Genomic DNA, 19,298 nt, shown 5'->3' on the forward strand with positions numbered 1-19,298 from the left:
TAAATGTTATTTGAATATAAAATCACACGTGAACAAGTAATAGATTGCTTATTAAGCTGCGGGAGCTTTCATGATACATATGACGAAATAATGTCAAAGGCAAAATGGAATAGATCTATCTCATTGATATCTTTATCCATAACAATATGGCTATTAATTAATACCTTTATATCAGATAAAATTCCAAAATTACTGCCTTTTGCTATCAGTGGTCTTCTATTCTTCCTTGCAATAATTAACCTATTCACTACAAAAAAGTCATTAACTAAAAAAAATAAGAAATTAATAAATAATATGGTGGAAGAAGGACATATTCCATCAGAAGAATATATACAAATAAAAATTGATCGTGATGCTATAACTGTTAATAAAGATTATAGTAGCTATATAAGGTTATTTTCTCTAATATATGAAGTAAAAAAAACAGATGATTGTTATTATATATTGTTTAAAGGTAATGAGTATCTCATAGTTCCATATTCTGCTTTTATTACTGAGGATGATAGAATATACTTTGAAAAAGAAGTAAATAAAAATATATTACTTAATAATTAATTGAGTATCCCCCGGGGATACTCAAAAACATTCTTACAAAATAAAATTTTACTCTATAACTTCTAATTAAAATTATTAAAAACACAAACATATTTGTAAACATTTATAATTGCGTATATGTTTGTGTTTTTACATCCAACAATATTTACTTCTATATTCACTTGGTGACATTTCCTTATACTTTTTAAATGTACGGAGAAAATGTGTAGCATCATTAAATCCAACTCTCTCCATAACTTCAGCAATAGGTAATTTAGTATCCCTCAATAATATAGAAGCCATATTTATTCTCAACTTATTTAAATAGGTTATTACTGATTCTCCAACTAATTTAGAAAACTTTTCTGATAAAGTAGTTCTATTTATATTAAACTTTTTAGTTAATAAATCTATTGTTATCTTCTCATTGTAATTATTATATATATATATTAATATATCATTAAATTCTTCATCAATTGTTGATTCAAATTTTTCAATTATGGCATCACTTTCTGAATATATATTATCTATCAAAAATAAAATTTCAAATAAATAAGATCTACTTCTGCAAGGCCAGTTATCCCTATTTTGAAGAGTAGTTTCCTTCTTTAATAATTCAAATAATTTATCAAACTTTCTATAAGTTATTGGGCCTATATTTATCTTTCCAAAATACTTTTCACTTCGCTCTATAAAATGAACAATAATTTCTCTATCTTGAATCATTGTTACACTTTCATTCTCAAGAAGATTTCTAATATTATTAAAATCAAAGCAGTCATTAATAACATTAGGATGAAAAAAAATAACTTTAACTGGTGTATCCTTCTCCTCATTAATTACTATTCTTTCTTTTTCATTAAGACAAAAAATTACTGGTGCTATATAAAATATTTGCTTATTATTAATGCTTAAAAAACCGGATCCTCTTTCTATTAAAACAAAAGTAAATCTTTTTGAAATCACAAATTCATTATCTAAATTATTACCTTCATAATAGTTCATAGGTATTACAAAATTATTATTATGCTCATTGATACTAATATCCATAATCCTTACCTCCTACATTAGGTAAATTATACCACGAGATCGTGATTTGTGAATTAAAAAAAAGAGGATCATAATGAAATTTTTATTTGTTATTCCGCCAACATAAGTACGGTAACTTCTACTTACCTTTCAATAAAATTATACTTTTATCAACGGAACTATTAACACTTAATAATTTACCATCTTGAGATAAGAACATTGCTTGTCCACATACTTCTTGCACTTTCTCATCTTTCCATGTACTCCCTCCATCTTTAGTAACTACTGATTTTACTACTAATTCTGATGTATAATAAAAAACTCTACCATTATTTTCATCATCAAAATGTATAGCTAATGCACTTTCACTAGACACAGTAGTATTCATATCATCAGCTTTTAGATCTTTACTTTCCCAAGTGTCTCCAGCATTTTTACTTATATATATCTTTTTGTTACTATCTACAATATAGATTACTTTCTTATCACTATAAAATATTCCAAGAATATTGCCAATGTCCTTTGGTAATGTAATATCTATCCATTCCTTGCCACTATCCTTAGTAATACCCAATTGTTCTGGAGACGCTATTATTCCTTCATTCTCATTAATAAAACTTAAATATCTACATTGATTTGGCTCAGATTTACCAAAATCTTTTATAGCTTCCCATGTTTTACCACCATCCTTTGTTTTTCTTACATTACTTCCATTTCCGCAACTATATGCAACTTTATCATTAATAATTGCCAATCCAAATCTACATAGCGAAGAATTCTTTCCTTCACTCCAAGTTTTACCACCATCTGTAGAATACTTACTTTCACCGGCATATCCTACAGTTATTCCAAAGTTTTCATCATTAAATCCACCAATATAACTTTGATTAGACACTGTTACTGTCTTAAATTCATTCCAATCATTTTTTGCTTTTTCATTTCCACAACCTATTGAATTAGTTATAATCATCATAACTCCCAATAGTAATAATATTTTCTTCATCTTCATGAAAATCACTCCTTTCAATAGTTAGAATACTTCAACTTTATAAATTTCGGTATTGCATATATACAGATTTTATATGCTAATTATCAATTTCAAATACATAATTTAATTACAATTATATTTGTGTATATGTTTGTATATATGATTACATATGTGTTTTCATATATAAAAAAGTGTTAGAAAGTTATTGCATTCTTTCTAACACTTTTTAAACGTATTATTCTATTTTTATTAGTAAAATAAATTCTTATACTCTTCAAGAAAAGGAGTCTTATATATTCTTGAATAATAGCATATATACTTATCATAAAAATCTTTTCCAGACATCCCTTTGCAGATATCTTTAGATAAAATAAAACTTGGATAATTTTGAAGGGAACTAGCCATAATTTTTATTTCAACATCTTTGTTTTCTTTAATTTTATCAATTAAAAAATCATTAGCTTTAACTAATGCCTCCATATGTTTTAAAGCATTATCATAATCGTACGAGCTAGCATTTTTTATATTCTTTAACACAGAAAAATACTTTTTATTCTTTTTATAAAATTGAATATTATTAGCTTTTATATCCTTTTTAAAAGACCTCAATCTTTTGCTGTTTATTTTATTTTTTTTAAGCAACATATCACTATATAACTCTAGTAACGGTATAAAACACTCATTATTACTAGAATGATTATTTTTTATGTCTATATATATAGATTCTAATCCATTTAGGACATTCATTAGAGAAATACATCGCACTTTTTTCATAAATATAATCACCCCTATACTTTATAAAATAACATTGATCCTTTTTATACCATACATATATATTATACAACAGTATTTTACAAATTTCCAATTTATTTTACTTATTTGAACATCTTAACATGTCGATATAAGGGTAATTATATATTTTTATATTAATTTTTTGAAATCATTAGCCAGTTCTCTAGCCATGTCTTCTTTTGTAGCCCATGATGTTACAATGCGTATTACAGAATTTTTTTCATCTATTTTCTCCCATAATGTAAATTTATACTTATCTTCAAGCTTTGTTAATAAATCGTTAGGAACAATGGGAAATATCTGATTTGTATTTGATGAAATCAATACGTCAAGTCCACATTCTTTAATAGACTTATTAATAATCTCAGCCATCTTATTGGCATGATTAGCTAGTTCAAAATAAAGATTATCTTTAAAAAGTTCTAAAAATTGTATTCCTAAAACTCTTCCTTTAGCCATCAATCCACCTCTTTGCTTTATATTAAATCTAAAGTCATCTTTAAGATTTTCATTAGAAATTATTAATGCTTCTCCTATTAATGCACCATTTTTTGTTGCTCCAATATAAAACGCATCGGTAAGTGTTGATAAATCTGACAAAGTTAAGTCATTTGTTGGACTCATCAGTGCAGAACCTAATCTAGCACCATCTACATATAAAATTAGATTATTTTTTTTACATGTCTCACTTAACTCTTTTAATTCTTCTCTTTTATATATAGTCCCAATCTCTGTAGGATTAGATATGTAAACTAATTTAGGCCTTACCATGTGTTCATTGATATGCTCATTTAAAACCTTCTCTATATCTTTAGAGTTTATTTTTCCATCATTAGATGCAATAGAAATAACTTTATGTCCCGTTGCCTCTATAGCCCCAGTCTCATGAACAAGTATATGACCAGTATTAGCAGCAATAGCAGCCTCATAAGACTTTAAAAAAGCAGATATTGCAATAAGATTTGTTTGTGTTCCTCCTTGAAGAAGGTGAATATCCACATCTTTATTCATAATTTTTTCTTTTAATAATTCAATTGCTTCTTTAGAATATCTATCTAAACCATATCCTTCATCTTGTTCCATATTAGTTCGTAATAAGGCTTCCAAAATTCTAGGATGAGCCCCTTCACTATAATCATTTTTAAAACTATACATAAAATCCCTCCATCTTTTGTTTTAACTCATTAATTATAACATTTTTGTAATACTACATATATAAAAAATAATATTAGTTACTTCCTTAACAAATTATTAAGAAATCTTATTATAAATGAAGTATTTCTTAAGATATTTAGTATTTTACATAATTGTTTATTTTTTTTGATACAATGTGTACAGATAGGAGTGAAGAATATGTCAACAGTTTTAGAACTTAAAAATGTTAGTAAAACAATTGGAAAAAAGAAAATTATTGATAACATAAGCTTTTCAATAAAACCAGGTGAAATATTTGGATTTTTAGGTCCAAATGGAGCTGGTAAAACTACTACTATAAAAATGATAACTGGTCTTATCAATATAGGCGAAGGTGATATTTTCATCTGTGGTAAAAATATAAAAGAAGATTTTGAATCTGCAATGAGTAATGTTGGTGGTATTATAGAAAACCCAGAAATGTATGGGTATATGTCAGGGCGAAAAAATTTAAAAATATATGCTAGAATGCATGGCAATATTTCTGAAAATAGAATAGATGAAGTTATAAAAATGGTTAAATTAGAAAATCGTATTGATGAAAAAGTTAAACGATATTCTTTAGGAATGAGACAACGACTTGGTTTAGCACAAGCTATGTTGCATAATCCTAAACTATTAATATTAGACGAGCCCACTAATGGTTTAGACCCTATGGGAATCAAGGAATTACGTGATAATTTAAGGAATCTAGCTGAAACAGAAGGTGTTTCTGTACTTGTCTCCAGCCATCTCTTAAGTGAAATGGAGCTTATGTGTGACCGATTTGGTATTATTGATGGTGGTAAAATTATCGATATTAAGACCTTAAATGAATTAATTCATGATGATAAATCAAATATAAATAATTATATTTTAGATGTTAATAATCTAGATGATGCTATTGAAATAATAAAAAATATTAATAAAAATATTGATATTAAAATAGAAAATATGAAATTACACTTTTCATGTACACGAAGTGATTCTGGAAAAATAATCTCTGAGCTAGTATTAAATAATGTTCTTGTCTATGAGATGTCTTTAGTTGCTAAATCATTAGAAGATGAATTCTTAAAAATTACTAAAGGATCAAAAAATCAAATTGTATAGAGAGGAGATACTTATTAAATGAAATTTTTAGGACTTATAAAAAATGAATTAATAAAACAATGGAACAAACTAAGTATAAAAATTATTATAGGACTACTTTTAATATCAACTATTGGATTACCGTTATTATATAATTATACTAATAATCATAATTCTAATGATTGGTATCTAGAAAATTATAAAATGGACATTACCAATTATAAAAACTCTATAAATACCTTAGGTGATAATAAAAATGCTGAACTAGAGAAAATTTATTATCAATGGTGCATTGATAAATTACAATTTGAACTGGATAATAAGATAACATGGAATGACTGGAGATATGATTTAACAGAATCAACATATACAAAACAACTAACAGCTACAGCATTACAAAAATTATTAGATAAATTTACTATCAAAGATATTACTAATACATTTTTGTATATTGATGAAGATATCTTAACTAAATATGAAAATTTATCTGAAGATGAAATAAGAAAAGAAATTGATACATTAAATACGCAGTTTAATGATAGTAAGGATATTATTTCATCTAGAAATTACAAAAAATATACTGAAAATGAAGTTAATACAGCTAAAAAAAATATAGAAGAAACTAAAAAGAATATATCAACTTTAGAAGAAGAATTAAAAAAATCTCCTAATGATAAAAATATTATTAACAACTTAGATTTAACAAAAGAAAACTTAAAATTATCCGAAGAGCTATTATCAGTTTCTAAATATAGATTAGATAATAATATCTCTTATGAAGAAAATGATTGGAGAAATAGAACTATACAATCATTAGTTGACAATATAAATAATAAATACAACCCTCTATTAAATGAAGAAGATTTTAAAAATAACTTCTCGTACAAAATTCAACGTGGATATACTTATGAAGATTATAAAAAAGATTATAAAAGCAATAAACAAAAGAGTATTGATTCAATATCAACAAACTGGTATAGCTTAAGAAATAACATACCTCCTGTAGATTATAATATTGATGCTAGAAATTCAGTAGATAATATATATGTGATATATATTAATATCATAGCAATTATAGCTGTAATCATTGCTAGTGGCATAGTATCTTCTGAATTTTCAAAAGGTACTATTAGATTACTTATGATAAGACCTGTTTCTAGATGGAAAATTCTTTTATCTAAATTAGTGTCAGTAATGATTATATCCTTAGTTTTGTTAATCTCTTCAATAACCTTAGTTACCATAGTCAGCGGTTTTATTTATGGTTTTGATGGATTAACTACACCTGTTTTAGCAATTAAAGATGGAATAATAAGTGAACATAATTACTTTGTTTCTATAATTCCTAAATTAGCTTTTTCTTGTATAAGCATTCTATTTGTAATTTCCTTTGCTTTTGCTTTATCAACAGTATTTAAAAATACAGCTTTAGCAGTAGCACTCCCTGTGGCAGCCTTCTCTGGATGCAGCATAGTTACAATGGTAATGGCTAATTTCAATCAAACATGGATTGTAAAAACATTTATTCCTTATATAAATCTTTCATCTTTTCTTAGTGAAGGTGGTTATATGTCCATGTTAAAGGATGAACTTAATCTTGCTTTAGATCCACATATGGGAGCAATTCAGTTGATAATTCTTTCTATTATATTTATTACTCTTTCTTTTATAACTTTTATTAAGAAAGATGTTACTAATTAAAAATATTTTTTAACATATTTTACAAAGGAAACTATAAGCTAATTATAGTTTCTTTTATAATTATACAAACGTTTATGTTTACATATACAATTACATAAATGAGTTTATATACATTTTAATTGTGATTTTATCCCATTATGAAATATCATTTATTTTCTTTATGTTTATATGAATGACTTTCTTTACCTGCAGCCTTTAAAAGAGAAAAATAAAATAAATAAGTAAAAAAGAGAATAGACAAAATTATAATGATTTTCATTATATATCTCCCTGAATTATATATTTTGTATATATTATTACCACATTATTTTATTTTTATTACTCAAACTAAAATAAATTATTACATATAAAAAGTGTGATCATTTTGCCCACATATACTCCTAACAAACAAATCAATATACTTATAAATATATATGAACTTGCCACTAATATCTTATTTTTTTCTATTAATAATAATGTCTCTAAAGAGAATGTTGAAAAAGTAGTAAAGCCCCCACATAATCCTGTTTTCAAAAATAGCACAATATTATTATCTATATTGGGATATTCCGCTACAATACCTACGACACACCCTATAACTATAGCACCAATAAAATTTGTTATTAAAGTAATAACAGGGAAATCACTTCTTATAGTTATATTACTAAGTAAATATCTAAATATTGCCCCTATACAACCACCAATTCCTACAAATAAACAGTTTTTCATATATAAATCTCCTTTGTTAATAAATAAGATTTTCTAAATTTTAAAAGGGGCTGTGCATTTAAAACTATGCGACAACCCCCTTTAAGTAAATTATATAAAACTAGAATTGACTTACTATGAAAGCAAGAAAAGTTACTGCAATTAATGCTGAAATACCAAAAAAATAATTAAGCGATGTTGATTTAGAAATTTTTATAGAAAATAATTCTATATTATCATTATTATTATTAAACATAACATTCCTCCTCAAATAGGACACTTCAATATTTTTTAATATAATAATTATACCTCAAATTATATTTAATATAAATATAATTTGAGGTATATATAATTTAATGTAAGGAAGCTAAGAAAAGTAGATAGACTCCTATTCTTAGCTTTAAAGGAGAATAAATGCATTCTAAAGTATAACTATATGCTAATAAACATAAAGTTTACTTTCTATAAAATTATACGATGAGCCTAAAAGCTCAAATCTTTTATAAACGATACTCTGTAAACGTTTATAAATAAATTATACTATATATTTCACAAGAATTTATTTGTGAGTTCATACAAATTTTTTTAATTCAAAAATTTATATATTACATCTTTAAGAATAAACAGTATGAATTTACAAATATATATACAAACATTTACGTAAACATAATTGTAATGGTATATATAAATAAAAATATTATAAAATATGTAATTATTTACGCTATCAATGTATACTTAACTTAAAATTTAGTGTAGAATTAGTATAAAATACCTATTAAATTATAATAATCTATCGCTAAGATATATTAATAAATTTTCAATAAATTATTAAACCAGGGGGTGAAATCTGCTACTACTATAATTACATTTATGTAGCAAAGTTTTATATGAAAAAATTAGCCATATTAAATAATAAAGGCGGAGTAGGAAAAAGTACTGTTTCTGTTCAATTGGCTCATGGATTAGCAAAGTTAGGATTTAGAGTAATTTTGATAGATTTAGATGGTCAAAATGATTCCTCATTATTTTTAGGCATATCTGAAGCTAATTATAGAAAAACTTTTTACGACCTTATTGATAAAAGAAGCAAAACTGATATAAGAGAATGTATTATATCTGCAAGAGAAAATTTAGATTTAATTCCTAATTCCAATATAGAAGAAATTAATGCTGAATTTTACAGAGAGTCAAGGATTGACTTAGTACTTTCAGAAAAATTAATAGGTCTTGAAGACTTAGACTATGATTATCTATTAATAGATTGTGGTCCTCAAAGAACTAGAGTAAATGATGCAGTATTATGTTATGTTGATAATATAATTATGCCAGTTCAAGTTGAAGCAGCTTCAGTAAGAGCCTGTGGAAGTATTTATGAATATTTGACTGAACTAAGATTAACACCTGATAAAATTGCATTAATTGTACCTAATATGTATGATCAACGTACAAAAGATGCTAAAGAAAACCTTGAATTCCTAAAAGAATTTTTTTCAGATAAGATTAATATAGTTACAGATCCAATTCCAAGGAGAGTAAAAATAACCGAAGCAGGTAAAATGGGGAAAACTGTATTTGAATATGATGATGAATCTTCAAATCAATTTTTTAAAGTTTTAGAAAGGTTGGTTGAAAATATTGGCTAAGAAGGACGATATCAATAAAAATTTTGAACAATTAAAAAAACAAATGATAGAAAAAAAGAAGATGGCTGAAAATACAACTGTAGATAATTTTACAAACAAAAATGTAGATGATTTTACAAATGTAAATACAAATATGGAAGCTACAAAAAAAATTAATACCAATGAAAATAATTCTTTAATATCCGTAGGAAAAATTAGAATAAAAAAAGTTGAAAAATTAGAAGAACCAAAAAGAATAACTTATTATTTACGCCCAGAAACTATAAAAAAAATTGATAAATTTTCTAAAGCTTGCGGCATGGGAAAATCTGAATTTGTTCAAAAAATATTAGAAGAAGTATTAAATAATTTAGAAATTGAAAAATAGATTACAAATGAATGACTCTAATAATTAGAAAGATAATTATTAGAGTCTACTTAACACTACCTCTAGGAAAACCTTTACATAAGTGATATAATATACTCATATATGCATTAGGGTGGTGATTAAAAATTGCAAAAATCAACGGGAAAAGTTGTAGGTATATTATTAGCTTGTTTATTAAGCATTATTATTCCTAATACTATTATTGATACATTAAATGATACTTCTATTGATAATAACCTAGATAATGGAATACACTTATTAGAGAATAATGATATAGAAACAGTTTTAGGCTCTTCAAAAGAAAATTTGAATGTAGAATTGAAGTTAAATAAAAAAACAGGAATAATTAATTATGAAGAAAAATCGATTATATCTGATAAAACTAAAAATAGCATTCCTGTAGCCTTTTTAATAGAAGGTACTTATTTTATAATAGCTACAGCAATATTAGATGCTATACGCAATGGAAAATATGACCACTACGAAGCTATTTTAATTAATGGCGATCTCTATTTAGGAAATAATATTTCTTATAATGAAGCTATTGAAAGATTAAAAAGAAAAGGAGATGTATGGTCAAAAAATTCTACTCTAGCTTGGTGTGTAGCAAATGCAGCAGGTAAGATTAATCCTACTAATGTAGAAAAGCATGAAAATAATGATAATTATTATTGGCATTATCATGCACGTACTTCTAATAAAACTAGAATGAGACAACACTCTTTTTGTTAATTTATAATTGTAGTTATATTTTAAGAAATTACTATGTGAAATCTAAAATCTATTTCACATAGTAATTTCTTTTTTCTATTATTTCTCTGTGAACATTAATAATTTAGTGCTATTATATATACTATCTTATAATTATAGAAAGAGGGCATAAATATGGACTTACTAAATGCATATGAAAATTATAAAGAATTTAATAAAAACTTTGTTGATTTTATAAATGATCTTATTACTAATGATTTTTCTAATATAGATAAAGCAGATATAATGGATAGGCTTATAGCAGGAAAAGATTTTTTTAGCAATCTACAAGTTAAATGTGAAACTATTGATATTGAAAGTAAAGATATGAACAATCTAAAAGATTTACAATATCTTTTAGCAGATGGATTATTTCTTACTATAGACTTAATTAACTTCTACAGTCTTAACGAGTATGATAGATTTAGAATGAGAGCCTCAAATTATATAAATAAAGGTCGACTTACAGAAATGTTTAAGCAATCTAAAAACTGCTCTATAATGGATTTATAAAATAATTGGAAGTTATTTTACATTTATGGTATAATATGTTTGAAATATATCAATAGGATGGTACTCTAAATGAAAGTGAAAAGAGAATGGTATGATGCCATAAAATTTAGGCAATCAAGAAGAACTTATGAAAAAAAGATAATAAGTAAAGGTAATAGATTAAAGATAATTCAGTTAATTGATGATATAAATACTGAAAGCGGACTAAATTTACAATTTATCGAAGATGGTGAACAATTTTTAACAGGATTTAAAGCATCTTATGGTATGATCTCAGGTACTGACTACCTTATAGCTTTAGTCGGTAATAGGAATCTTAAAAATTTAAAAAAGCTTATAGGCTATTACGGTGAATTATTAGTTTTAGAATGTACTTCCCTAGGACTTGGGACATGCTGGATTGGTGGAACTTACGATAAAGCAAAATGTATAAAATATTTAAACTTATCAAAAGAAGAAGATTTAATTTGTGTTATTTCTTTAGGACATGTTCCAAATGATAAATCACTAAAAGAAAAAGTACTTTCAAGATTATCCCAAAACATTAAAACCTTCGATGATATTTTGATAGAGAAAGATTCTTCAATTCCAAGGTGGGTACGTTGTGGAATAAACTCAGCTTTACTTGCTCCCTCTGCTTTAAATAAAAAGCCAATAGCTTATTCATTCATAAATGGTACATTGAAAGCTTTTATAACAAAATCTAATAAAGGCTATGAAGATATAGATCTCGGTATATCTATGGCCCACTTTATGTTAGGTGCTTTTAGTGCTGGATATGACGGAAAATGGTCTAGCATAAATGGTGAAAATATATTTAGTTAAATAGTATATATAATTTGAGTCATAAAGCACAATAATTTAATCTTGTGCTTTATGACTTTTTTAATAATTAATTTTCAATATATAGACTATTCTGATATCTATATCACCTAGCTGCGCTATTTTTCATAGAAAGAAATCCATTAAAAGAATTAAAATTTCCTTTCTTCAATTTTTCAAATATTTGAAAACTTCCTTCTTTTTTTTTGTTATCCTCTTCTTTAATTCTTTCATTGTACTCTTCTATTTTCTTATTCACATTTTTTAAATATACACTACAATAGGTATCTAGTGGACTTATCTCTAATAACTTTTCTAGAATCTCCTTAGCTTTTTCTAATTTATTTACAAAACAATAACATTTTGCAAGGTTTAAATATGCTTCATAATTTTCTTCATCAATTTGAAGATTATACATATAAAAAGATCTTTCAAAATACTTTATAGCTTTTATATAATTCTTTTCTTGAAAATATGTATTTCCAATTGCAGTCATTGCATGTAAATCATTGCACTTTATTGCTAAAGCTTTTTTATAATAACTTCTTGCAAAATTTAAGTTTTTTATGAGAACATTATAATCTCCCAAGATATTTATAAGGTATAAATCATCTTGATATATAGAATAAGCATCTAACAAATATTCCTTTGCTAAATCTAATTTCTTTTCTTTCATAAATTTATACCCTTTACTCCTAAAATCTAAAAATGTCTCTATGTATTCTTTAGGAATATCATCTATATATTCATACCCAAGAATTTCAGAAGTACTGATTTCGTTTAATACTATATCAACTATTTCCTTATTATTATTTTTATATAACTCAATTTCATTTGATGTCCAATCAAAATAACAATCTAATATTCTCCATATTTTCTTAGGTAAATACTTATGAACTGATAAAAATACAAGCATCTCTTTCTCTAATATCTTTCTATTACCTACATTCCAAAGAAAGCTAAAATCTAATAAATCCCTCCATATTTTCTCATCACTTCTAAGAGAAAAATCACTGTATACTTCTTTTAATCTATTAAAAAATTTTGATTCTTCTTTTGAGCTCTTTTCATTTATATTGGGATTACTATTATTATCAGTACCTAACTCTAGTATTATTGATTTCTTCTTAGTAAACTTTTTTGCCTTATTATATGCTTCTCTAAGTTCTTGATACCCTTCAGCATCATCTTCTGGATGACACTTTTTCAAAAGTTTAGCATATGCTTTCTTTATTATATATATATCACTACCTTCTGGTACTCCTAGTAAATCCCAACAACTCATATTAATGATTCTCCTCTAATTTATTAAACTCTTCAGTTAAATTTTTTGACGCTTCCTCAATAAGTTTTGAATCTTGCGTTTCTAATATACTTTCAAATCCTTGTAATAATTGAGAAATATATAGACGTTTACTACCTAATGATTCTTCATAAAGTCTCTCTCCTCTAGCAACTAACAATCTATTTTCAGTTTTCTCTCTAGGGTGTATTTTTAATGATGACAATATTTTAAGCCTTTCTTCTATTTCTTCTTCTGAAAGTAATCCTGGCGTATTTTCTATTACTAAACTTTTAACTTCTCCAGTACTTACTATCGTTACTTCTACTTCTAATAGCCCATTAATATCATATGTATATCTAACATCAACAGGATGTTCTCCTGCTGCTCCTTTCGGAATATCTATCTCTATTTCTCCAAGCTTTATATTATCAGCTACTCTACGACGTTCGCCTTGATATATGTTCACTAGCATGTGTCTTTGATTATCCGCTACAGTATATAAGGTTCTTACTTTACTTATAGGAATCGGTGAATTTCTTTCTATAATAGGTAAAAAATAGCCTTCTTCATATCTTCCATTTCCTAATTCTGATACAACATCTACTCCAAGAGTATATGGACATACATCTGTTAATACCATTTCTCTCAAATCCTCATTTTTTTCTTTTAATGCTGCTTGTATAGCTGCACCTTTGGCTACTACTTCATCAGGATTTATAGTGGAATATGGAATCTTATTAAACATTTTAGTTACGATGGATCTAACTAAAGGCATCCTAGTAGATCCTCCTACTAATATAATTGAATCTAATTCATCAGAATCTATATCTGCATCATTTAATGCTCTTTCAATTGGATTTCTCAGCTTCAAAACTAACTCTTCAGAAATTTTTTCAAATTCTTCTCTACTTATATTCATTGATATAGACTTACCGCTAATAATTAATTCCATTTCAGCACTTTGCTTTTCAGTAAGTGAAATTTTACACATTTCACCTTGTTTATATAAAGCCGATATGTCCTTTCTCTCTAGCTGAGATACATTTAAATTGTTTTCTTTAATAAAATAATGTACTAATAAATTATTAAAATCCTCTCCACCTAAATAATTATCTCCAGCTATAGATTTAACTTCCATAACCTCATCAAAAAGCTCTAAAATAGATACATCAAAAGTACCTCCCCCTAAATCAAATATAAGAAATTGAGTTTCTCCATCTTTTTGATTTAATCCATATGCAATTGCAGCCGCTGTAGGTTCACTTATTAATCTCTCAACCTTAAGTCCTGCTAATTCTCCTGCTCTTTTTGTAGCCTTACGCTGTGCATCATTAAAATATGCAGGAACACTAATAACTGCTTCAGTAATTTCTTCACCTAAGAAGTTCTCTGCATCAGATTTTAATGATTTTAATACAAATGATGCTAATTCCTCTGGCGTTAAATTATACTTACCCATATTAAAAATCTTATTTGTACCCATAAATCTCTTAAAATTAGATACAGTACACTCTGGATGAGTTATAAGACGCTCTTTAGCAATTTCTCCTACGAGAATTTCATCATTTTCATCAATGCTAACTACGGAAGGAGTCATATTTTTATTTAATACATTTGGAATAATAATGGCTTCTTTTTCTTTCCAATATGCTACTAAACTATTTGTTGTGCCCAAATCTATTCCTATAGTTGTCATCACTATCTTCCTCCAATAAATATCTAACTTTTACAATTATTATATATATTGAAAATTATCATCTCAATGGAAAATCCCTAAATGTGCCATATTTAATCTTAGAACTTATTAATAACCTTTTAAGCATAAAATTATTACATTTACTACAAAAATTATTATATTTCATGAAAATCTTATTATATTTGTAATCTCGACATAATTTCCACACATTATTTATATATTATTATTTTATAGTAAAACCCTATTATTAATTTAAACACATAATAATTCTTATAAAAAAGCTATGGTAACCCTCATAGCTTTTTTTGTTTTTGTTAAGAAATTGTTAAAAACTTTTTTATAAAAAAATCTAGTTAATTTTGTTATTATATTATATAATCATGTTTAGCATGTACAATGTTAAATATGCAAAAGTATGCCAGAGTTAATTTTAAAATTTTGGAGGTAGAAATGAATAAGATAGGAGAACTAATAAAAAAGCATACATTATTCTTTTGTATAATTATTGGCTTCATTATAAGTTTTATCAATGAATTACTTGGTAGAGCGTCACTTTTAGAAACAGCAAACTTTATTTTAGATAAACCACTAATGTTCATATATAATGCACTAATTGTTGCCGCTACAGTATCTATTGCATGTCTATTTAGTAAAAAATACTTTACTATGATTGTAATTAGTACAATTTGGTTGGCTATTGGAATAACTAATGGAATAATTTTAAGTAACCGTGTTACACCTTTTACTTTTGTTGACTTAAAATTATTTACAGATGGAATTAAAGTATTACCTACTTATATGTCACCATTTCAAATTGGTGCAATTGTAGTTGGTATTGTAGCAGTTATAGTATTACTAATATTTTTGTGGATAAAATTGCCTAAGCATGAAAATGATATTCACCACAAAAAAAATTCTAGACTTGTTGCATTATTCTTAGTTTCATTTGCAATTATCACTACCTATTGTTTAAAAACTGGAGTATTATCTACACAATTTACTAGTCTAGTTTATGCATATGAAGACTATGGAGTTGAATACTCTTTTAGTGCAACTTTACTTAATACTGGTATGAATAAACCTAAAGGATATACTGAAGAAAAAGTAAATTCAATAATGGATGATGTGAAAAATAATACCACTGAAACTAATAGTAATAATCCTAATATAATAATGGTTCAATTAGAATCACTATTTGATCCTACTCATGTAACAGATTTACACTTTAGTGAAGATCCAATTCCATTCCTTAGATCATTAAGACAAAATTATACTAGTGGATTCTTAAGTGTTCCTGGTATAGGGGCTGGTACAGCAAATACTGAATTTGAAGTTATGACAGGTATGGATTTAGATTTCTTTGGAACTGGTGAATATCCATATAAGACTATATTAACTAAAACTACTAGTGAATCTCTTGCATATGATTTAAAGGATCTAGGTTATTCTGCTCATGCTATACACAATAATACAGCTACATTCTATAGTCGTAATAAGGTATTTGCTCAACTTGGATATGATACCTTTACTTCTAAGGAATTTATGAACATTCAAGAATGGACACCAAATGGATGGGCTAAAGATAAAATTTTAACTGGTGAAATTATGAAAGTTCTTGAGTCAACAGAAAACCAAGATTATATATACACTATTTCTGTACAAGGTCATGGTAGCTATAGTAATGAACCTAACCCTGATAATAAAATTAAAGTGACTAGTGATATTGACAGAGAAAATATAAATGCTATCGAATATTATGTTAATCAAATTCATGAGATGGATCAATTTGTTGAAGATCTTGTAAATACAATTAACTCTTTTGATGAAGATACTATAGTTGTATTTTATGGAGATCACCTTCCTTCACTAGGAATCGAAAAAGAACAACTTGATAACGGATCAATATATCAAACAGAATACGTAGCATATAGTAACTTCGATATGGAAAAACAAAATGTAGACTTAGAAGCATATCAATTATCATCATATATATTAGACAGAGTAGGTATACATCATGGAACATTACCAACATTCCATCAAACTAATATGGGTAAAGAAGATTATTTGGCTAACTTAGAAATACTTCAATATGATATGCTATATGGTAAACACTTCTCTCAAGGTGGTGTAAATCCATATACAGCTACAAACCTTAAATTAGGTATTTATGACGTTAATATAGAATCTATAGAAAACTCAGATGATCTTCCTAAAGTGAAAACAGACGAGGAAGAAGAAAATGAGTCAGATGTAACTGAAGAACCTACTTCAGGAATTATTGTAAAAGGTCAACACTTTACTGATCGTACTAAAGTCTGTGTCAATGATGAAGTTCTAAAAACTCAATTTATTGATTCAGAAACAGTAGTAGTAAAAAATAAGCAATTACAATCTGGAGATATAGTAAAAGTTATTCAACAAGGTTCTAAAAAAGTTCTTCAACAAGGTTCTAAAAATAGATTCCTTGCTACATCGAATGAAATGACTTATGTTGATGAAACAGAAGAAAATAACGTCGAAAATTAAAATATAAACTAAAATAGGAGCTATCGCTTAAGTGATACATTATCGCTATGCGAAGCTCCTTTTTTATAAAAAATGAGGTGAAATTATGAGAATAGTTACTTCAACTATATCTAGAAATATAGATACTCACTGTGTAGAAAAATTAAAATTAGATACTAGCATTCTTATGGAGAATTCAGCATTAGCAGTACTAAAAAATATTAAAAACTATGCAAGATATACACTTGTCTGTGGTCATGGTAATAACGGTGGTGATGGCTTAGCTCTTGCAAGACACCTTATATCTTTGAATAAAAAAGTAGATATTTTCCTTATAGGACGAGAAAATAGCCCTCTTAGCCTTTGCTGTGAAATGAACTATAATATATTAATTAATATGGGGGTAAAAATAAATACTATTAATAAAGAATCTGATATTGGTAACTTAGAAATATCACTAGATAATAGCGATATAACTATTGATGCTATATTAGGAACAGGTATTAAAAATATACTATATGAATTTGTCGACTCTACAATAAAGGTTATTAATAAAAAAAGTAAGTATATTTGCTCAATTGATATACCTTCTGGCATTAATAGTGATTCTGGCAAAGTCATGGGTTCTGCAATTAAAGCAAATAAAACTATTTGTCTACAATTTTATAAGAGAGGATTTTTAACATACAAATGTCAACCATACTTAGGTGAGCTAATAGTAGAACATATCGGTATACCAGATACTATAGCAAAATTATATCATAATAATGAATTTATCACTGATATACAATTTGTAAAAAACAATATAAAGTCACGAAATAAATACAGCTTTAAAAGTAATTTTGGTAAAGTAGCTATAGTTGCAGGTTCAAAAGGATTCTATGGTGCGGCTTTTATAGCTACAGAATCAGCTGTAAAAACTGGCAGTGGTCTTGTAACATTGATATCATGCAATGATGTATATGAAAAGTTTTCTCCAAGAATTACAGAGGCTATGACTGTAGAATTTTCTGAAGAAGATCGAGTACAAAATATCTTAAACTCAATAGATGTTGTAGGCTTTGGACCAGGAATGGGAAATAACAATGATACTTTGGAAAAATTAAAAACTGTTATGTCTTTATCCTCTTGTCCACTTGTTATTGATGCTGACGGAATAAATGTAGTCGCTACAGCCCTTAAAAATGATAAAAACTTTTTACTCAACTCTCATAAAAATATAATTTTAACTCCTCATTTAGGTGAGATGTCACGATTAACTAACTTTGATATTGATTATATTGAAAACAATCGTATTGATGTAGCAAAAAATTTTGCTAGAAAACATAACGTAACTATACTATTGAAGGGTTATGAAACTATAATTACTGATGGTGAAATAACATATGTAAATCCAACGGGTAATAGCTCCATGGCTAATGGAGGTATGGGTGATTGCCTAACTGGCATTATAACTTCGCTAATCGGACAAGGAATGTCCACACTTACTGCTGGAATATGCGGAGCTTATCTTCATGGTGCTATAGGTGATAAATTGTCTCAAAATATGTATACTGTAACTGCTACAGATATAATTGAAAATATTCAAAGTGAAATGAAAAAACTATCTGAATAATATAGATAGTTTTTTTTTATATAATATGTTATCAATTTTTACTGTTAAATAATTGCATTTTTTGTAAATTCGTATTACAATAAATGTATAAATAGTTAAATTAAGA

General features: G+C 26.4%; 18 protein-coding genes. 10 read left to right on the forward strand and 8 right to left on the reverse strand.

The window, feature by feature from the left end:
• Positions 1-3 precede the first annotated feature (3 nt).
• On the forward strand, positions 4-555 hold the full coding sequence (locus tag CM240_RS16405) for a YcxB family protein (protein WP_044040619.1): 552 nt from the start codon (positions 4-6) through the stop codon (positions 553-555).
• 129 nt (positions 556-684) lie between these two features.
• Here CM240_RS16405 and CM240_RS16410 read toward each other — a convergent pair whose 3' ends face one another.
• The 4 genes from CM240_RS16410 to CM240_RS16425 all read right to left on the reverse strand — a co-directional run bounded on the left by CM240_RS16410 (position 685) and on the right by CM240_RS16425 (position 4,498).
• Positions 685-1,584 carry a helix-turn-helix transcriptional regulator gene (locus CM240_RS16410; RefSeq protein ID WP_044040621.1) on the reverse strand — a complete coding sequence of 300 codons (900 nt, stop codon included), beginning with the start codon at positions 1,582-1,584 and terminating at the stop codon, positions 685-687.
• A 118-nt stretch (positions 1,585-1,702) separates the two neighbouring features.
• Complete coding sequence (locus CM240_RS16415) at positions 1,703-2,572, reverse strand: WD40/YVTN/BNR-like repeat-containing protein (protein WP_044040623.1); 870 nt, start codon at positions 2,570-2,572, stop codon at positions 1,703-1,705.
• A 228-nt stretch (positions 2,573-2,800) separates the two neighbouring features.
• On the reverse strand, positions 2,801-3,325 hold the full coding sequence (locus CM240_RS16420; protein WP_044040624.1) for a hypothetical protein: 525 nt from the start codon (positions 3,323-3,325) through the stop codon (positions 2,801-2,803).
• Positions 3,326-3,472: 147 nt separating this feature from the next.
• Positions 3,473-4,498 carry a threonine aldolase family protein gene (locus CM240_RS16425; RefSeq protein ID WP_044040626.1) on the reverse strand — a complete coding sequence of 342 codons (1,026 nt, stop codon included), beginning with the start codon at positions 4,496-4,498 and terminating at the stop codon, positions 3,473-3,475.
• Between the two features lie 198 nt (positions 4,499-4,696).
• Here CM240_RS16425 and CM240_RS16430 point away from each other — a divergent pair, with 198 nt between their 5' ends.
• Together CM240_RS16430 and CM240_RS16435 are read left to right on the forward strand one after the other, a co-directional pair.
• A complete protein-coding gene (locus CM240_RS16430; protein WP_044040627.1) occupies positions 4,697-5,629 on the forward strand; it encodes an ABC transporter ATP-binding protein in 933 nt (310 codons plus the stop codon).
• 18 nt (positions 5,630-5,647) lie between these two features.
• Positions 5,648-7,309: an ABC transporter permease gene (locus tag CM240_RS16435; protein ID WP_044040628.1), complete on the forward strand. Its 1,662-nt coding sequence runs from the start codon at positions 5,648-5,650 to the stop codon at positions 7,307-7,309.
• A gap of 327 nt (positions 7,310-7,636) precedes the next feature.
• Here the strand turns inward: CM240_RS16435 and crcB are convergent, their stop codons facing one another.
• Entirely contained in the window at positions 7,637-8,017 is a 381-nt protein-coding gene (gene crcB, locus CM240_RS16440) for a fluoride efflux transporter CrcB (protein ID WP_044040629.1), read from the reverse strand.
• A gap of 100 nt (positions 8,018-8,117) precedes the next feature.
• Positions 8,118-8,252, reverse strand: coding sequence for a hypothetical protein (locus CM240_RS18175; RefSeq protein WP_278246588.1), 135 nt, complete (start codon positions 8,250-8,252; stop codon positions 8,118-8,120).
• 631 nt (positions 8,253-8,883) lie between these two features.
• Between CM240_RS18175 and CM240_RS16445 the strand changes: the two genes are divergently transcribed.
• From CM240_RS16445 to CM240_RS16465, 5 genes are all read left to right on the forward strand, one after another.
• Positions 8,884-9,639 (forward strand): ParA family protein, encoded by a 756-nt coding sequence (locus CM240_RS16445; RefSeq protein WP_044040634.1) that lies wholly within the window; start codon positions 8,884-8,886, stop codon positions 9,637-9,639.
• Positions 9,632-10,006: a hypothetical protein gene (locus tag CM240_RS16450; protein ID WP_051483925.1), complete on the forward strand. Its 375-nt coding sequence runs from the start codon at positions 9,632-9,634 to the stop codon at positions 10,004-10,006. Before CM240_RS16445 ends, CM240_RS16450 begins: the two co-directional genes overlap by 8 nt.
• 126 nt (positions 10,007-10,132) lie before the next feature.
• Entirely contained in the window at positions 10,133-10,738 is a 606-nt protein-coding gene (locus tag CM240_RS17085; protein ID WP_051483926.1) for a hypothetical protein, read from the forward strand.
• A 153-nt stretch (positions 10,739-10,891) separates the two neighbouring features.
• Positions 10,892-11,269 carry a hypothetical protein gene (locus tag CM240_RS16460; RefSeq protein ID WP_044040636.1) on the forward strand — a complete coding sequence of 126 codons (378 nt, stop codon included), beginning with the start codon at positions 10,892-10,894 and terminating at the stop codon, positions 11,267-11,269.
• Positions 11,270-11,338: 69 nt separating this feature from the next.
• Positions 11,339-12,094: a nitroreductase family protein gene (locus CM240_RS16465; protein ID WP_051483927.1), complete on the forward strand. Its 756-nt coding sequence runs from the start codon at positions 11,339-11,341 to the stop codon at positions 12,092-12,094.
• 103 nt (positions 12,095-12,197) lie between these two features.
• On the opposite strand, the gene CM240_RS16470 is transcribed toward CM240_RS16465, so the two are convergent.
• Positions 12,198-13,376, reverse strand: coding sequence for a tetratricopeptide repeat protein (locus CM240_RS16470; protein ID WP_044040638.1), 1,179 nt, complete (start codon positions 13,374-13,376; stop codon positions 12,198-12,200).
• Between the two features lies 1 nt (position 13,377).
• Positions 13,378-15,072 (reverse strand): Hsp70 family protein, encoded by a 1,695-nt coding sequence (locus CM240_RS16475; protein WP_044040639.1) that lies wholly within the window; start codon positions 15,070-15,072, stop codon positions 13,378-13,380.
• Between the two features lie 450 nt (positions 15,073-15,522).
• Between CM240_RS16475 and CM240_RS16480 the strand changes: the two genes are divergently transcribed.
• Together CM240_RS16480 and CM240_RS16485 are read left to right on the forward strand one after the other, a co-directional pair.
• On the forward strand, positions 15,523-17,598 hold the full coding sequence (locus CM240_RS16480) for an LTA synthase family protein (protein ID WP_051483928.1): 2,076 nt from the start codon (positions 15,523-15,525) through the stop codon (positions 17,596-17,598).
• A gap of 85 nt (positions 17,599-17,683) precedes the next feature.
• Positions 17,684-19,192 (forward strand): bifunctional ADP-dependent NAD(P)H-hydrate dehydratase/NAD(P)H-hydrate epimerase, encoded by a 1,509-nt coding sequence (locus tag CM240_RS16485; protein WP_044040640.1) that lies wholly within the window; start codon positions 17,684-17,686, stop codon positions 19,190-19,192.
• Positions 19,193-19,298: the final 106 nt, after the last annotated feature.

The organism is Clostridium bornimense, assembly GCF_000577895.1.
Lineage (GTDB): Bacteria > Bacillota > Clostridia > Clostridiales > Clostridiaceae > Clostridium_AN > Clostridium_AN bornimense.

Excerpts from the sequence above, each read along its gene's own strand:
- CM240_RS16420 (WP_044040624.1), bottom strand. The coding sequence starts at position 3,325 with ATGAAAAAAGTGCGATGTATTTCTCTAATGAATGTCCTAAATGGATTA.
- CM240_RS16430 (WP_044040627.1), top strand. The coding sequence starts at position 4,697 with ATGTCAACAGTTTTAGAACTTAAAAATGTTAGTAAAACAATTGGAAAA.
- CM240_RS16405 (WP_044040619.1), top strand. The coding sequence starts at position 4 with ATGTTATTTGAATATAAAATCACACGTGAACAAGTAATAGATTGCTTA.
- CM240_RS16435 (WP_044040628.1), top strand. The coding sequence starts at position 5,648 with ATGAAATTTTTAGGACTTATAAAAAATGAATTAATAAAACAATGGAAC.
- crcB (WP_044040629.1), bottom strand. The coding sequence starts at position 8,017 with ATGAAAAACTGTTTATTTGTAGGAATTGGTGGTTGTATAGGGGCAATA.
- CM240_RS18175 (WP_278246588.1), bottom strand. The coding sequence starts at position 8,252 with ATGTTTAATAATAATAATGATAATATAGAATTATTTTCTATAAAAATT.
- CM240_RS16465 (WP_051483927.1), top strand. The coding sequence starts at position 11,339 with ATGAAAGTGAAAAGAGAATGGTATGATGCCATAAAATTTAGGCAATCA.
- CM240_RS16460 (WP_044040636.1), top strand. The coding sequence starts at position 10,892 with ATGGACTTACTAAATGCATATGAAAATTATAAAGAATTTAATAAAAAC.
- CM240_RS16410 (WP_044040621.1), bottom strand. The coding sequence starts at position 1,584 with ATGGATATTAGTATCAATGAGCATAATAATAATTTTGTAATACCTATG.
- CM240_RS16425 (WP_044040626.1), bottom strand. The coding sequence starts at position 4,498 with ATGTATAGTTTTAAAAATGATTATAGTGAAGGGGCTCATCCTAGAATT.
- CM240_RS16475 (WP_044040639.1), bottom strand. The coding sequence starts at position 15,072 with ATGACAACTATAGGAATAGATTTGGGCACAACAAATAGTTTAGTAGCA.
- CM240_RS16445 (WP_044040634.1), top strand. The coding sequence starts at position 8,884 with ATGAAAAAATTAGCCATATTAAATAATAAAGGCGGAGTAGGAAAAAGT.
- CM240_RS16480 (WP_051483928.1), top strand. The coding sequence starts at position 15,523 with ATGAATAAGATAGGAGAACTAATAAAAAAGCATACATTATTCTTTTGT.
- CM240_RS16415 (WP_044040623.1), bottom strand. The coding sequence starts at position 2,572 with ATGAAGATGAAGAAAATATTATTACTATTGGGAGTTATGATGATTATA.
- CM240_RS16485 (WP_044040640.1), top strand. The coding sequence starts at position 17,684 with ATGAGAATAGTTACTTCAACTATATCTAGAAATATAGATACTCACTGT.
- CM240_RS16470 (WP_044040638.1), bottom strand. The coding sequence starts at position 13,376 with ATGAGTTGTTGGGATTTACTAGGAGTACCAGAAGGTAGTGATATATAT.